This is a genomic window from Gangjinia marincola, from assembly GCF_039523415.1.
Lineage (GTDB): Bacteria > Bacteroidota > Bacteroidia > Flavobacteriales > Flavobacteriaceae > Gangjinia > Gangjinia marincola.
Window position 1 is genome coordinate 2,038 of the sequence record NZ_BAAAFG010000016.1, and the last position, 15,439, is coordinate 17,476.

Annotated in this window: 16 protein-coding genes, 1 tRNA gene and 1 pseudogene; 14 read left to right on the forward strand and 4 right to left on the reverse strand. The window is 35.8% G+C overall.

Going from position 1 to position 15,439, the window contains the following annotated elements:
• Window positions 1–204 (reverse strand): annotated as a pseudogene (locus tag ABD000_RS10865) (IS110 family transposase); the annotation flags it as partial.
• A gap of 186 nt (window positions 205–390) precedes the next feature.
• Here ABD000_RS10865 and ABD000_RS10870 point away from each other — a divergent pair.
• From ABD000_RS10870 to ABD000_RS10910, 9 genes are all read left to right on the forward strand, one after another.
• Complete coding sequence (locus ABD000_RS10870) at window positions 391–960, forward strand: Crp/Fnr family transcriptional regulator (protein ID WP_343767341.1); 570 nt, start codon at window positions 391–393, stop codon at window positions 958–960.
• 68 nt (window positions 961–1,028) lie between these two features.
• Window positions 1,029–1,793, forward strand: coding sequence for a hypothetical protein (locus ABD000_RS10875; RefSeq protein ID WP_343767344.1), 765 nt, complete (start codon window positions 1,029–1,031; stop codon window positions 1,791–1,793).
• Window positions 1,794–1,804: 11 nt separating this feature from the next.
• Window positions 1,805–2,392: an SRPBCC domain-containing protein gene (locus ABD000_RS10880; RefSeq protein WP_343767346.1), complete on the forward strand. Its 588-nt coding sequence runs from the start codon at window positions 1,805–1,807 to the stop codon at window positions 2,390–2,392.
• Window positions 2,376–3,188 (forward strand): SDR family NAD(P)-dependent oxidoreductase, encoded by an 813-nt coding sequence (locus tag ABD000_RS10885; protein ID WP_343767349.1) that lies wholly within the window; start codon window positions 2,376–2,378, stop codon window positions 3,186–3,188. Before ABD000_RS10880 ends, ABD000_RS10885 begins: the two co-directional genes overlap by 17 nt.
• A 474-nt stretch (window positions 3,189–3,662) precedes the next feature.
• Window positions 3,663–4,232 carry a Crp/Fnr family transcriptional regulator gene (locus ABD000_RS10890; protein WP_343767351.1) on the forward strand — a complete coding sequence of 190 codons (570 nt, stop codon included), beginning with the start codon at window positions 3,663–3,665 and terminating at the stop codon, window positions 4,230–4,232.
• Between the two features lie 74 nt (window positions 4,233–4,306).
• A complete protein-coding gene (locus tag ABD000_RS10895; RefSeq protein WP_343767353.1) occupies window positions 4,307–4,918 on the forward strand; it encodes a hypothetical protein in 612 nt (203 codons plus the stop codon).
• Window positions 4,919–5,067: 149 nt separating this feature from the next.
• Window positions 5,068–5,928: a helix-turn-helix domain-containing protein gene (locus ABD000_RS10900; RefSeq protein ID WP_343767355.1), complete on the forward strand. Its 861-nt coding sequence runs from the start codon at window positions 5,068–5,070 to the stop codon at window positions 5,926–5,928.
• A gap of 90 nt (window positions 5,929–6,018) precedes the next feature.
• Window positions 6,019–6,888, forward strand: a complete 870-nt coding sequence (locus tag ABD000_RS10905) for a nuclear transport factor 2 family protein (protein ID WP_343767357.1) — start codon at window positions 6,019–6,021, stop codon at window positions 6,886–6,888.
• 582 nt (window positions 6,889–7,470) lie between these two features.
• Window positions 7,471–8,706, forward strand: coding sequence for a DUF1028 domain-containing protein (locus ABD000_RS10910; RefSeq protein ID WP_343767359.1), 1,236 nt, complete (start codon window positions 7,471–7,473; stop codon window positions 8,704–8,706).
• A gap of 115 nt (window positions 8,707–8,821) precedes the next feature.
• On the opposite strand, the gene ABD000_RS10915 is transcribed toward ABD000_RS10910, so the two are convergent.
• The 3 genes from ABD000_RS10915 to ABD000_RS10925 all read right to left on the reverse strand — a co-directional run bounded on the left by ABD000_RS10915 (window position 8,822) and on the right by ABD000_RS10925 (window position 11,305).
• Entirely contained in the window at window positions 8,822–10,039 is a 1,218-nt protein-coding gene (locus ABD000_RS10915) for a M1 aminopeptidase family protein (RefSeq protein ID WP_343767361.1), read from the reverse strand.
• Between the two features lie 129 nt (window positions 10,040–10,168).
• Window positions 10,169–10,354, reverse strand: coding sequence for a hypothetical protein (locus ABD000_RS10920; RefSeq protein WP_343767363.1), 186 nt, complete (start codon window positions 10,352–10,354; stop codon window positions 10,169–10,171).
• A gap of 102 nt (window positions 10,355–10,456) precedes the next feature.
• On the reverse strand, window positions 10,457–11,305 hold the full coding sequence (locus tag ABD000_RS10925) for a DUF5694 domain-containing protein (protein ID WP_343767365.1): 849 nt from the start codon (window positions 11,303–11,305) through the stop codon (window positions 10,457–10,459).
• Window positions 11,306–12,080: 775 nt separating this feature from the next.
• Between ABD000_RS10925 and ABD000_RS14045 the strand changes: the two genes are divergently transcribed.
• From ABD000_RS14045 to ABD000_RS10945, 5 genes are all read left to right on the forward strand, one after another.
• Entirely contained in the window at window positions 12,081–12,317 is a 237-nt protein-coding gene (locus ABD000_RS14045) for a GIY-YIG nuclease family protein (RefSeq protein ID WP_425545361.1), read from the forward strand.
• Between the two features lie 114 nt (window positions 12,318–12,431).
• Window positions 12,432–12,686 (forward strand): GIY-YIG nuclease family protein, encoded by a 255-nt coding sequence (locus ABD000_RS10930; RefSeq protein WP_343767367.1) that lies wholly within the window; start codon window positions 12,432–12,434, stop codon window positions 12,684–12,686.
• Between the two features lie 96 nt (window positions 12,687–12,782).
• A complete protein-coding gene (locus ABD000_RS10935) occupies window positions 12,783–13,037 on the forward strand; it encodes a GIY-YIG nuclease family protein (RefSeq protein WP_343767369.1) in 255 nt (84 codons plus the stop codon).
• Window positions 13,038–13,059: 22 nt separating this feature from the next.
• Window positions 13,060–13,134: transfer RNA gene (locus ABD000_RS10940), tRNA-Pro, on the forward strand.
• Between the two features lie 180 nt (window positions 13,135–13,314).
• Window positions 13,315–15,390, forward strand: coding sequence for a TonB-dependent receptor domain-containing protein (locus ABD000_RS10945; protein WP_343767371.1), 2,076 nt, complete (start codon window positions 13,315–13,317; stop codon window positions 15,388–15,390).
• Window positions 15,391–15,439 lie beyond the last annotated feature (49 nt).

The following is a 15,439-nucleotide window of genomic DNA, read 5'->3' on the forward strand; positions in this document are numbered from 1 at the left end:
ACCACAGCAACCTGCCTCGTAAGCTGTAGATACCTCATAACCTTTATAATGACGATCTACGTAATTCTTGAGCTCAACAGGGTTTGGAGACATACTAAATGTCTTACCGCCTGAAATATCAGTCGCACAATGAACTTTCCAGCTTCGTTTGTGAATGTCAATACCAATGAATAACTTAGGTGTCGCAGTTTGTTGGGTGTCCATACCTTTTGATTTTAGTGAATCTTAAAGATACTCGACAGGCTGCTTTTACATAGATGCTATAAACAATTGCTATCACAGGCTTATCCTGAAAATTCCTGAGGAATTTTCAGCTTATCGTGTACTTGCAAAAGTCCGTGCCAACCCACGCAACTGTTCATAGCCTAGACCGTTGCCAGTAATTAGAATATGATTTCGCTAAAGAATGCCATAGAATCTATGATTGAAATCTCTCAAAAAGAGATGGACACTTTCATGTCTTTTTGTTACAAGAAATCATTCAAAAAGAAAGGGATTTTAAGCGATGACGATAAGTTTATTGATGAAATTTACTTTATCGAAAAAGGCATCTTGAGAGTAAAAATAATTGATTTAGAAGGAACAGAACACACTACACATTTTGCAATAGAAAATCAATTCATTGCCGATTACAATGCGTTCCTTACGCAACAAAAGTCCAGATATCAATTAGAAGCAATGGAGAATACAGATGTAATTGTACTTCCGAGAAAAGCCATTGAATGGGGTTACAAAAATATGAGCAATGGGCAAAAAATGGGAAGAATAATTGCTGAGTATTACTTTGTTTATATGGATACAAGAATTCAAAATCTATATACCTTATCACCTATAGAACGCTATCGGTTAATGAATGAAATATTCCCTAATATTCATAATCGAGTTCCACAACACATGATAGCTTCATACTTAGGAATTACACCAATACATCTAAGTAGAATAAAAAAGCAATTACTCTAAATCATAAACATTTGTTATCGTTTTGAAACTGCTTTAGTGATGAAATTTGTCAAAACAATTTATGACAAATGGAATTCATTGAAACCTTAAAAGAAAGAAATGCAGTTTTACTTTGGTTTGGAATAATAAACCTGAGTGTTGCGTTTTTACTCATATTCTTTTCTTATTTCAAACCAATAGAGTTTGCTGGAACAAATGCATGGTACAAACCGATTAAGTTTGCACTTTCTACAACAATACTATCATTGTCCATAGCTTGGTACTCTGGTTATTTGACAAAGGGTAATGACATCAATTTGATGAATTGGGTTATTATAATTACGCTGGCATTTGAAGTTATCTACATCACTTGGCAAGCAAGTAAAGGACAGGCTTCACACTATAACCAATCCTCACCATTTTACTCATTCATGTTTTCAATGATGGCTTTAGCGGCTACTATTGCCACCATTGCTATAGGATGTATTGGATATAAATTTTTCTTAGACCCTATAAATGATTTGCCTAATTATTATTTATGGGCTATCCGCTTTGGTTTTATCCTATTCGTCATTTTCTCATTTGAAGGGTTTGTTATGGGAGGTAACATGGCACATACAGTTGGAGCAAATGATGGAGTAAAAGGATTGCCGTTTCTAAATTGGAGTCTTAGTTATGGTGACTTACGTATTGCACACTTTATAGGTATGCATGCTCTTCAAGTACTTCCATTACTAGCTTGGTACTTCTTAAAAAATATAAAATTGACTGTTCTAGCGTCTGTAATTTATACACTCTTAGCAATCTTCATTTTAGTTATGGCACTAAGAGGAAATTCAATATTCAAATTCTAAAACTATATAAAATGAAAAGTAAATTAAAAACAGGGTATTTATTAATAATTCTTTATTCACTAGTCCTAGTGAGTTGCTACTCGGTTAAAAAGACCGTGGAAAAGAGTAAGCTCAATTCGGAAAAAATAAACTGGCCTGCTAATTATAAGCCAGAAGAAGCAGGTTTTTTTGTTCATAATGAAATTGACATTAATGCTGAACCTCAAGCAGTATGGGATATTTTAATTAAAGCCGAAGATTGGCCAAAGTGGTATGAAGGAGCTACAGATGTAAACATTATAAACAATAAGTCAACGCAACTTGGAGACAAAACAATATTCTCTTGGAAAACGATGGGTCAAAGTTTCGAATCAACTACTATCAAAGAGTTCTCACCGCCTTACAGGTTAAGTTGGGAAGCAACTAAAAATAACATTAAAGGCTACCATGCTTGGCTGATTATACCAACCGATAATGGATGTAAAGTGATTACAAGTGAAACTCAACATGGTTTTTTAACCTTTATGCAAAAGGTATTTGTTCCGAATAAGTTGGAAAAATTACATGACATATGGTTAAAGGAACTCAAAAAAAAAGCTGAAAATGAAATTAAAGAATAAGACGGTTGATAGATTAAAGAAAAACTACGGGAATTGGGCTTTAGTAACTGGAGCTACCTCAGGAATCGGTAAAGCGTTTGCTACCAAATTAGCTGAATCAGGCTTTAATTTAGTAATTACTGGACGCAGAGAAGAACAATTAAATTCACTGAGTACGGAATTCTTCGACCAACACAAAGTAGAAGCAATACCGATTGTTGGTGATTTGTCTCAAAAAAAAGCCATTGAATCACTTTTAGAAGAGACCAATCACTTGTCTATTGGCATAGTAATTTTGAACGCTGGATTTGGCACTTCAGGAGAGTTTATAAATTCTAATATTCAAAATGAATTAAACTTGGTTGATCTAAATTGTAAATCAGTCTTAGAAATGTTGCATCACTTTAGCAATAAAATGAAAGCTGAGACAAGAAAAGGAGCCATTGTATTACTTAGTTCAATGGTTGCATTTCAAGGCGTACCAAATGCTGCCAACTATGCTGCAAGTAAAGCATACATCCAATCTCTTGGCGAAGGATTGGCGAGAGAGTTAAAACCTTTAGGTATTGATATTTTATGCGCTGCACCTGGACCAGTTAAGTCAGGTTTCGCTGATAGAGCAAATATGAAAATGGGAATGTCGCTTTCCCCATATGACGTTGCTTTGCCAATCATAAGTGCTATTGGAAAGAAAACCACTTTACTTCCTGGTTTTTTAACCAAGTTTCTGGTTTACAATTTAAGACTTTTACCTAGATCAGGAAAAATAAGAGTAATGGAAAAAGTTATGAGTGGGTTTACAAAGCATCAGAAATAACTACTGGCAACAATGTATCCTATGAAAAGCCTTAGTCCAGTCCTCTAAAGTTAAATAATATTTTCTTTTTTACTTAAACCACCTTTTTTTCTTTTAATATAACTTGCTCAGCATTACTGAATCGAGTTGAGCACAAGCTCTATATAGGATCGTTAAAGGCAATGGCCCAAGGGGACCTTTTTGCGTTCCTCTCTCCGCCAGCCGGCGGATCGTCGGATGCAAGACACCCCAATTAAATCTAATTGTCTATTTTTAACTAATGGTGTAAAGGCAAAAAGCGTGCTGAGCGAAGACGAAGTAGATTCAACACAATGTATCCGCCAGTAGTCGGACAAGTAACTATGGGGCGTCCCGAAGCATCGGGAATGGCTACCCGTGGCGCTGTGCCTATAACATGCCTTCCTCTCTCCACCATGGGGCGGATCGCCGGAGGCAGGACACAAATCCCGTTGGCAGTAATTCGAATAAACGGAAATGAAAGAAATCTTAAGGCAGAACATAATTAATCGCTTGGGAAAGATTCCAATAAATCTTGACCTTGTTCTCGATTCATTTACCGAAAATAGAGTAAAAAGAAACTCAATCATTTTAATGTCAGGAAATATCTGTCGGAATTGTTATTTCTTAACCAATGGAAGCTTCAAAATTGTTCGAACGGACGCTTCCGGAGTTTCAAATAATGTTGGACTTGTATTTGACCAAGAATGGTTTACTGTTATAGATAGCTTCAAAAACAGAATACCATCCCAAGAGAGCATTATAGCCGCTGAAGACACGGATTTTCTCTCCTTGTCTCTAGATGAATTTAATTTCTTGAGCCAAAACATTCCTGAATTTAATACAGTTTATAGGCAAATGTTGGAAGAATCACATTCTGATTTCCTGAATCGAGTTAATAATCTAATGGCTCTTGATTCGTTGGATAGATTGAAGTATTTCAACAAAAAATATCCATTTGCACTTGGTAGAGTCAACGGAAAGGAAATTGCGTCTCACTTGGGTATGACACCAGAAACTTTAAGCAGACTTCGAACAAAAATTTAAAAGTCTTGATATGCATCAAGTTTTAGTTAATTGACTTGAACCACTTTTGTAATGAACTAAAAATTACAGAAAAAATGAAAAATTCAAGTTTAAAATTAACCGAAAAAAGAGTAATCGTTTTCTCATTCCTTCACGCATTACTCATATTTAGCCTAGGTACAGCTGGATTGATTTATGACTTACACGGCATAACCTTTGGAATCATTATTATTCTCACCTTTACTGGCTTGTGTTTACTCTACTTCAAGAATCATAGTTTTCAAAATTTTATGAGACGTTTCTCGTTGGAGTCACTAACATTCCTTCACCTTTGGCGAATAATAGCCGCCGTACTTTTCATTCAATACGGAGCTGAAAATTTGTTGCCATCTATGTTCGCTTATCTTGCAGGTTATGGTGATTTAATTGCTGGATTGATGGTTCCTGTAGTTCTCTATTTTAGAGACAAAAAAATATCCTTTTGGTTGTTCAATATTGTTGGGTTTGCTGATTTCTTGATTGCGGTTGGTACTGGACTTACATTTACGTTTTCAGGTTCAAACGACATTGAGAACTTAAGACTTTTGCCATTGGCTATGATTCCATTATTCGGAGTTCCAATATCTGGACTGACACATATTGTTATGTTTGATAAACTTGGACTATGGACATCTGAAAAGGAAAGAACTACTGCCAAGATTGTATAAACGCAATAGCGGTTTGGGTGCAAACTCAAACCGTTTTTTAAATTGTTTAAGTAAATTGCTAAACCGAAAATTAAGTATGTATAATCCGCTACTATTATTATACTAGACCGTTAGGCACAAAGCAAAAACTACTGAAAAATAAATCAAAATTGGCAGAAAAAATTCAAAAATATGACTTTAAAGAAGGTCTTCCCCAAGAGTTTGAAATCATTGATTTTAATTTATTTTTTACCGATTTTTCTAAAGAAATCAAAAAACCTCATAGAGTAGAGTTCTATCAAATATTTTGGTTTCAAGAGGGCTCACCAACACATATGGTGGACTTTAAACCCATAAAAATCAATCCGAACTCGTTACTATTTATCAATAAAAATAGTGTTCAACTTTTTGACACCGAAACAACATTTAAAGGAAAAGCCATTCTGTTTACCGACAATTTTTTCTGCAAAACAAAATTAGACACACGATTTTTAAAAAGTACAATTCTCTTTAATGATTTGCTTTCTGTTGCTCAAATCAATATTTCAGATTCGATAATCGAGACAATATTTAAACAACTTGAAACAGAAACAGAAAATATAAAAGATGAATATCAAGCAGACATTATTAGAAATGACTTGCGAAATCTCTTGTTACATTCTGAAAGGGAAAGAAAAAAGCAAGGTTTTGTTGAGTTTGTAAAGGATACAAATTTAGAGTTCGCCTTGATTTTTAAAGACCTTTTGGAATACAATTTTATCCAACATAAAAATGTAGGTTTTTATGCAAACAAAATGAACATTTCTACAAAAAGGCTAAATCAAACGACCTTAAGAATATTTGGAAAATCGCCTAAAAATATCATAGACGATAGAGTTTTGCTTGAATGCAAGCGATTGTTGATTTATACCAGCGATAGCGTAAAAGAAATAGCTTATTCATTAGGATTTGAAGAACCTACTAACTTTATCAAATATTTTAAGAAACACACAGGCGAAACACCAAATTCCTTTAGCGAACAATACAATTAGGCTCAAAAGTATCATTCAAAGGCGTTTTTGTATCGCCACTTTTCTTCTTCCTTGCCGCAACTTTGAAATATCAAATTAAAATCAAAAAAAATGAAACAGATACTATTAAGTGCAACAGCAGTTCTAGCAATGGGATTAACATCTTGCAATGGACAACAAAAACAAAATTTAGAAACTAAAAAAGAAGAAAAAATGGAAATTTCAAACAAAGAAAAAGTAGTTGCTCTTTTAAAAAGTATAGAAACGGGAGCTCAAGAACCAGTTGGTTACATTAATCAAGACAATTACATTCAACACAACCTTGGAGTAGCGGACGGACTTGCAGGCTTTGGAGCGTTGTTACAACAACTTCCACCAAATTCAGCAAAAGTAAATACGGTAAGAGCATTTCAAGATGGAGATTTCGTATTCACTCAAACCGACTACAATTTTTTCGGCCCTAAAATTGGATTTGACATTTTTCGTTTTGAGGACGGCAAAATTGTAGAACATTGGGACAATCTGCAAGAAAAACCAGAAAACCCCAACCCAAGTGGACACACAATGATTGATGGAACGACTCAAATTATGGATTTGGGCAAGACCAAAGAAAACAAACAGTTGGTAGAAAACTTTGTGAATGATATTTTGGTTAATGGCAAAATGGAAAAATTATCTGGATATTTTGAGGGTGACAATTACATTCAACACAATCCACAAATCGCAGATGGACTTTCTGGACTTGGAAAAGCATTAGAATATATGGCTTCACAAGGTATTAAAATGAAATACAACAAGGTTCATAAAGTACTGGGCGAAGGGAATTTTGTTTTATCAGTAAGCGAAGGCTTATTTGGAGACGAGCATACTTCATTTTACGACCTATTTAGAGTTGAGAATGGTAAAATTGCAGAACATTGGGACGTTGTTGAAGCCATATTACCAAAAAGCGAATGGAGAAACGATAACGGAAAATTTTGAAAAAAGCCCAGTGCGTAACAATGGTAACCGTTGCACAACCCGATAAATCCTAAAATTTAGACCTCACATGCGCTCTTTTAAGGGCGTTTTTATTTTCAGACTGGTGTTATATGGTCAAAATTTGGGATCCCTAAAAGTAAGCTTTTGAGGTATCTTTTACCATTTTTGATCATCTTCATTAAATGGGCCGCTCCTACTCCACGTTGAACCAGTTTTTTAGTGAATTTTAGATACTTCTTCAGATTATAGGCCACCGCGGAAAGGTGCATCACCTTATTGGCTTGCCGTATTATCCCCTAATTCGTCAGGATCGTTGTATGTAATACCTTTATTACAATCTAATTGTCTATTTTTATCCTAAGGTGTAAAGCAAAAAGCGTGCTGAGCCAAGACGAAGTACATTCAACACAGTGTATTCGCCAGTAGTCGGACAAGTACCCTATGGGCGTCCCGAAGCGTCGGGAATGGCTGCCCGTGGCGCTGCGTCTATAAAATGCCTTCCTCTCTCCACCATGGGGTGGATCGCCGGAGGCAGGATATAAAAATCGTTGTCAATAATGCAAAACAAACCTTGAGAGAAGAATGAAAATATATAAAAAAGTGACCTCAATTTTTTTATTTGGTTTACCGCTACTACTATCTGCGCAGAATTTGCCAAGTTTATTAACAAACAAAAATATAAATTCAACATTCTCAATACTTGCTTATGATAAAAATGCTGAAGAATGGGGAGTTGCAGTTGCAACTGACAATATTTATGTGGGTAATTCTACGATTTTCATAGAACCTAGTCTTGGTGCATTTTCGGTTATTGCAGAAACAGAACCTGATTATGCTATGAAAGGATTTGAATATCTACGTGAGGGTAAAACAATAGAGGAATCCATTAAAAAAGTCAAACAAAATGACACTGAATCTAACTACAGGCAGGTTTCAGGAATTGACTCAAATGGAAACGTTTTTGCTTTCACCGGCGAATCTCTTAAATATTGGAACGGGAACGCTTCTCATAAGATGGGCAAATACTACGTTGTGATGGGAAATCAGCTTGATGATAAAGTTTTAGATAGAATGGCTACAACCTTTGAAAATACTAATGGCACATTGGCTCAACGTCTTCTAAAAAGTATTACAGCTGGTCAAGATGCTGGCGGACAGATAACAGGAAAACAGTCAGCAGCGCTAGCAGTAAAAGGAAAGAATAATGAATGGTACAATCAAATAGATTTGAGAGTAGATAATTCAAAACAACCTTTTGACGAACTACAGACACTAATGAATTATCATTACGGTAGAATAAGATTAAATCAAGCACGATATGCTTTTAAAAGAGGAAATACTGAAATGGCGGCACAAAAATTAACCGAAGCTGAATCAATGCTTAGTGGCTGGACAGGTATTTACTCAAAAATTGCACTGACCAATATTTTAATTGGAAGTAAGGATAAGGCAGTCCATTGGATAAAAAAAGGTGTTGATGAAAACCCAAATTGGAAAGTAAATCTTCCAGCTTTCTATTTCATGAAAGAGAATCAAGAATTGAACAACTTGATAAAACCTGAAACATTTACCTCTAAAGATTGGGAAAATGCCATTGCGATACTCATTTCAGTCGACAGAAATATTGAGGCAATCGAATTATGTAATGATCTGTTTAAAAAGAACATAAAAACAACATACTTATATTACCTCATTGGTAAAGCTTATTACAATATTGATAAATTAAAAAAGGCAACGAACAATCTAGAAAAAGCCGTAGCTATAGACGAAAAAAACGTAGAGGCTAGAAATTTGTTAACCGAAGTAAAATCAAACTAGCAATATAGCACTATTGACGACAACGTAACGATACCCTCCCATCAAGTGCGTAAGTTAAAAATAATAGAGGTTACCTTTTAGAGTTTTTCACCTACTCACACAATTGTCAATGCTATTACTGTTTAAGTTTTAATTCAAACCAGTTACTGGTGTCTTGACCAGTTAGTTCTGCAAGCAAATCCAAAAGTGCTTCAGTAGTTTTAATTTGCCGATTATGCATCTGATTTAATAATTTCTCCATCTGTTGTTCTCCTATTTTTTCTTCCAAATCTAATAATCGAAAAGCACCTTTATAGGTCACCACAGCGTTGCTTCTTTCGTGGCTTTTATCGATTCCCCAAACCGGCGGAGCTTCCATTTTTTTTATCCAATCACCGAATCTCTTATTATAGGCGTCCATCGCTTCCTTGCCATAATCTCTACGATACATTACAAGAGCGCTATATTCTGCAAAAGATTCATTGAGCCAATCTTCCCAAGTTGATAACTCTGCTTTGAGCCACCATAAATGCGCAATTTCATGAGCCAATACTTTTATATGCGTTTTTGTGAATTTTTTATCAAAATTGAGTGATATAAAATTGGGACGGGCATAACTTACAGATCGTTTTGAATCGCTTACTACAATTACCAACTTATCGATATCAGTTGGTCCGTATGTGTCCTCAAAATAGGTATAATATTTCTTTGATTTGTTTTGAACATCGCTAATAATACTATCTGACACTTGATGAGAATAAATATGTATTTTCTCATTGTCAGTGATCGTTTTGGTGGCTTCAGTAGAAATCAAAAAGGGAATATCGAACGTGGGTTTGGTGCTTTTAAGGATGTTATCATTTGATAGATTGGGAGCTATAATCGTATCTGATGAATTGATTATTAAGGTGTAATCAAAAAGGCCGTACTCAAAATTCCACGGAAAGTAATCGGTATAGATATTAAATTCTGTCCACTCTTTTTTATATTGAAAACGCTCATTTTTGATTTCATCGAAGTGGTTGTTATATGTTATTGTAAGCGTTTTATCCTTGATGTCTTGTACCGGAATCAGAATTTGTTTTTTTCTACTGCCGTAGACTAATTCTTCTTCAGTAAGTGTATAAGAAATCACCTTACGTTGAGAAATCACTGAGTTGATTTTGGCACCACCTTGTATCCATAATTTAATAGTATCGACATTATTATAAGATCCAAAATTGATCGTTAGGTTGGCTTGATACGTCCTGTTATTCATATCAATAGTTATCTCACCATTATAGCGATCAATTTTCTGGGCTATTGAAAGTTGGTAACAAAGGATCGTGACGATTACAAAAATGTATTTTTTCATTTTTTTACTATATCTATTTTAGAATATTGCGCGAATCAATAAAGGACAATACATTATCCTATTATAGTGATGCTCCCATAATATAGATTGCTACAGTTAATCAATGTCAAAAAAACTCATTCATTTAATTTATAAAACCAAAACTTGTTTACTTCTAGAATCCTCATTAGCGGTCTCTAGTTTTTTCAAAAGTTTTTTCAAAACATCTCCGTTATTCATTAAACGTTGTGCAGCTCCACGGTTATTTTCTAGCTCACTTTTAAGTTTTTCAATATACCTTCCGTGCACTTCTCTTCCTGAAACTAATTTTGACATTGATTGATAATAACACAAAAAGTACATTAAATACAATGAGTACAGATTCTGGAAAAAACGTTCTAAATTCTGATGCGACTGTCTTTTTTAAACTTTTTGCCCTTAGTCCAAATATTGAAATGTATCGACCATTTCGTATTTAGGGCTGCGCTCAAAGAATTCTCTCAAAAAAGCGGTATGGCTCCCGCCAGATAAAATGAAAACCCGATCATCTGGAGTCATTGGTATTCTGTTTAAATTAGAATAGATGCGTAAATTTCTTTGATAGTATTTTGCTGCTTCATCGGCGCCTTCAAAATTATCTTCTGTTCCAGCATAGGCCAGAATATCAGCGTTAACGACAATCAGAAAATCCAGAAATTTAGGGTGGTTCATCAATTTAAGTTTTTCCAAAAGATTAAGCGTATCCATATCTGATCCAAGTTCAGGATACTCCTCAAAAGGATTTTCGTAATAGTTATTTACGGTAACTGAATCGATTTGATTCTCAATTTCTCCTGCTATCCTATAATTATAGCCCATTTTATGATCGATGCCATAAATTTTGTCCAAACCGCTCATACTGGCTAAAGGAAATGCAACTAAGCCGATCTCACCATACCAAGAAACAGGTTGAGATGAATTTTTAAGGAATTCATTGTATTCTAGGTTAAGGATAGAATCTTTTTCAGTTGGATATTCAACGCAAACAATTGTAGGTTTAAATTTGCTGATCATCTCAGCAATCCTTTTTGCATCTTGTTGATTTTTCCTGTCGTTTTCATCAAATTCGGTAGAATTTGCATCAGATGTCTTTCCCATGTGAAAGGTGGCAAAATTTAATACCGGAATCTTGTTTGAAATAGTGTCTGAATTTGCTTGAGGTATAATTTCAATTTCTTCGATAGATTTCTTCTCCTCAGCACAAGAGAAAGAAACTATAATTATAATTATGAACAAGATGTTTTTCATAGTTTACTATTATTAAGGTCGAGTTTTAGGTTTTTATATACTATACCACTTGGTAATCAATTAAAATTATAATACCATAAACCTACGATTTTTGATTTTCTAACGAATTCATAAGTACTATCCTGCTTAAGAAAATTTTTGTGTAGATCAAATCTTGATAATATATCGAAATTATTAAATATGGAAATCACTGAGTTAACATTTTAATGCTCTGTAACATTGTTCTGTGCTTAGCTGCATATAAGGCAATCTTCACAGATATACAATTTTTCTTCTTTGTACTAACTTAACATTTTCTCTAAACCGTCCATACAATTTTTGATGCTTGAGTAGTAGAATTACATTTTCCAAACTTATAATCTTACATCTATTTCAAATTTATCAAAAATGCTAATAATATATTATTTTCTGCATCAGAACATTATTTTTTTTTAAACCCATAAAATCGTTATGTTTCTAAGGTTTGAGAGTTCTTTAAATTTTAGAGAAGAAATATTATCTGAGTGACGGAAAGTAAATGCCAGTTCGTTTTTACAAGGTTTCATTACTCTAACCTATTTGCTGCGGTTGCTATTCTTTTTGGACCAATAATAAGATGGATGAGATTAAGACATTACATTAAAAACTTCCATAAAAAGATTTCTTCAAGATTTTAGGATAGAAATTGATCAAATTTAGTTTCTTTGCAATCCAAGTTTTACGGGTAGTAGCTTAGTCTACGCCTTAGGCGTAGCAGGCCTGTCACGCTTTGCGTGATAAAGTACTGGTCCTTTTTATGTTTTTCGTCTACATTCTATACAGTTTATCTACATCTAAATTCTACACTGGCCAAACAGAAGATCTAAAGAAGCGTTTGCAACGTCATAATAATGGTTTAGTTAATTCAACTAAAAATGGTGCACCGTGGAATATTATATGGAAAGGTGTGAAGGAGAATAGAATTGAGGCTGTAAAATTAGAGCGTAGCATAAAAAACGTGGGGCGAAAAGATTTCTTCATGATTTGGGGATAGAAATTCATCAAATTTAGTTTCTTTGCAATCCAAGTTTTACGGGTAGTAGCTTAGTCTACGCCTTAGGCGTAGCAGGCCTGTCACGCTTTGCGTGATAAAGTGCTGGTCCTTTTTATGTTTTTCGTCTACATTCTATACAGTTTATCTACATCTAAATTCTACACTGGCCAAACAGAAGATCTAAAGAAGCGTTTGCAACGTCATAATAATGGTTTAGTTAATTCAACTAAAAATGGTGCACCGTGGAATATTATATGGAAAGTTGTGAAGGAGAATAGAATTGAAGCCGTAAAATTAGAACGAAGAATAAAAAAACGTGGGGCGAAAAGATTTCTTCATGATTTGGGGATAGAAATTCATCAAATTTAGTTTCTTTGCAAACCAATTTTACGGGTAGTAGCTTAGTCTACGCCTTAGGCGTAGCAGGCCTGTCACGCTTTGCGTGATAAAGTGCTGGTCCTTTTTATGTTTTTCGTCTACATTCTATACAGTTTATCTACATCTAAATTCTACACTGGCCAAACAGAAGATCTAAAGAAGCGTTTGCAACGACATAATAAAGGTTTAGTTAATTCAACTAAAAATGGTGCACCGTGGAATATTATATGGAAAGGTGTGAAGGAGAGTAGAATCGAGGCTGTAAAATTAGAGCGTAGCGTAAAAAAACGTGGGGCGAAAAGATTTCTTCATGATTTGGGGATAGAAATTGATCGAATTTAGTTTCTTTGCAATCCAAGTTTTACGGGTAGTAGCTTAGTCCGGTTAAAGTGCTGGTCTGGGGGACCAGAGATCGGAGGTTCGAATCCTCTCTACCCGACACTCACAATCCATTCGTCAATTGGCGGATGGATTTTTGTTTTGATAACGCATAAAGCAATAGCTTTAGAATGGCTAAAAATGTAGGATCACTGTAGTAGGAGGCACCTCTTAAAACTTCACTAAATATCTACCTAGATCACAAGTATTTGCGTTATTTAGACCCAGTCTTATCACGTGTATGAAGTTTTATCACGCTAGTGTTCTCTTACTGCTATTAATTTGGAACGTCTGTTTTTCACAAACAGACTCCCTGCGGGTTGCCCAAGACTCCCTTAAACAGGTGATCATAAAATCCAATACCATCCCGATTAAATTAAAATACGCAACTGAGTCTGTTAGTTTGTTAACTACCGCACAGCTCAATCAAAATAATGGGTATGACGTTTCACAGGTGCTCAACCAAGTTCCCGGGATCTTTATGCAGTCTGGCGCGCTCAATACTAACCGCATTAGCATACGTGGGATTGGTGCCCGCAATTCTTTTGGAACCGTGGGAATCAGAGCGTATTTTGGAGACATCCCACTCACTAATGGCAACGCAGAGTCTGCCGTAGAAGATTTTGAGCTGGCTTCGGTTTCGTCAATTGAGGTCTACAAAGGACCTTCTGCCAGTAGTTACGGCGTAGGTTTAGGTGGTACGCTTCTGCTTCAGCCAATCTATAAAAAAAGTAATGGCACCTCACTCACCACCACAGGAACCTTTGGGAGTTTTGGGTTAGAAAGAGCCGTGGCACTCCTTCAGTATAAAAAAGAAAAGGTCAACCTTAATCTAATCGCCAGTAGACAAGAGGCAGAAGGTTATAGAGAGAACAACACCTACGATCGTCTTACACTCACCACAACCGGTAAACTTAAGCTCACTGAGCAACACAGCCTAAGCGTAATTTCTAGTTTAATCAACTTAACCGCGTTTATTCCAAGTTCACTTTCTGCTACCAACTTGGCAGAAAATCCCACTCAGGCAGCCTTTACCTGGGGAAATGCTCAGGGATTTGAAGACAGCAACTACTTCTTGATCGGGACGACCTGGGACTATTCGTTGACGCCAAACCAGACTATCGTCACCAGTGTATTTGGCACAAACCGCACGAACTATGAACCACGGCCGTTCAATATTCTGGATGAAAACAGCCATACCTATGGCGTGCGCAGCCGATACTTGTTCACTAAAAAGAACCTGAGTTGGACCATGGGCGCAGAACTATTTAGAGAAAACTACGATCAGGTCACCTATCAAAACCTGTATGAGGAGTTCCCCGCAGGAACCGGAAGCGTGAAAGGCAGCCTGCTCGACCAATTTAGTGAGATTCGCTATAATAATAACGCTTTCGCGGAAGTCAATATAAACCTAACCGAAAAGCTCATTCTTTCTGGCGGAATCAACCTCAACAAAACCTCTTACGAGATCGAAAACAAAACAACGACCGAAGTACTGGAATACGATTTTGACTATATCTTATCCCCGAAGCTGGGGCTAAATTATTCAGTAAATCCGCAAACTGTTTTTTATGGCAATGTTTCACACGGCTTCTCCCCTCCTACTTCTGAAGAAACCCTTCTTCCGCAAGGTTCATTTAATCCTGATATTTCACCAGAGCGAGGTTGGAATCTGGAGCTGGGCACCAGCCTGTCGCTGCTAAAAAGTAAGCTTAATCTAACCGCATCTGTATATCGACTTTGGGTTGATGATTTGTTGGTTAGTCGGCGAACTGCGCTGGATGAAGCCTTTGCGATTAATGCCGGTCAAACTTTGCATACGGGCATTGAAACATTAGTTAATCTCAATGTACTAAATACTCCTAGTTGGGAGGTATCTCCTATGGCTTCTGCCGCATTCTACTTGTATGAGTTTGAAGATTTTCAAGAAATTGTGGGAGAGGAACTGATCAACTATAATGGGAATCAGCTCACAGGAGTGCCACAAGGGGTATATAACGTGTCAACTCAGTTTAAACATGCTTCTGGGATATTTGGAAATGTAGTGCTTCAGCATGTGGGTGAGATTCCGGTGAATGATATGAATACGGTATTTTCTGATTCCTATAGCTTAATCAACACAAGGCTTAATTATAAAAGAGAAGTTTCTAAGCCGATCGATGTAGTGGTTTTTTTCGGCATCAATAATATGTTTGATACCAATTATGTTTCCCAGCTGCAAGTAAATGCCAGAGGCTTTGGCGGTAACGAACCCAGGTATTTTTATCCCGGTCTACCAAGAAATTATTACGTTGGAATTCAAGTCTCATTGAACTAAAAAACCTCTGCAAATAGTAAACTTACAGAGGTTTAGTAAATTACACTAC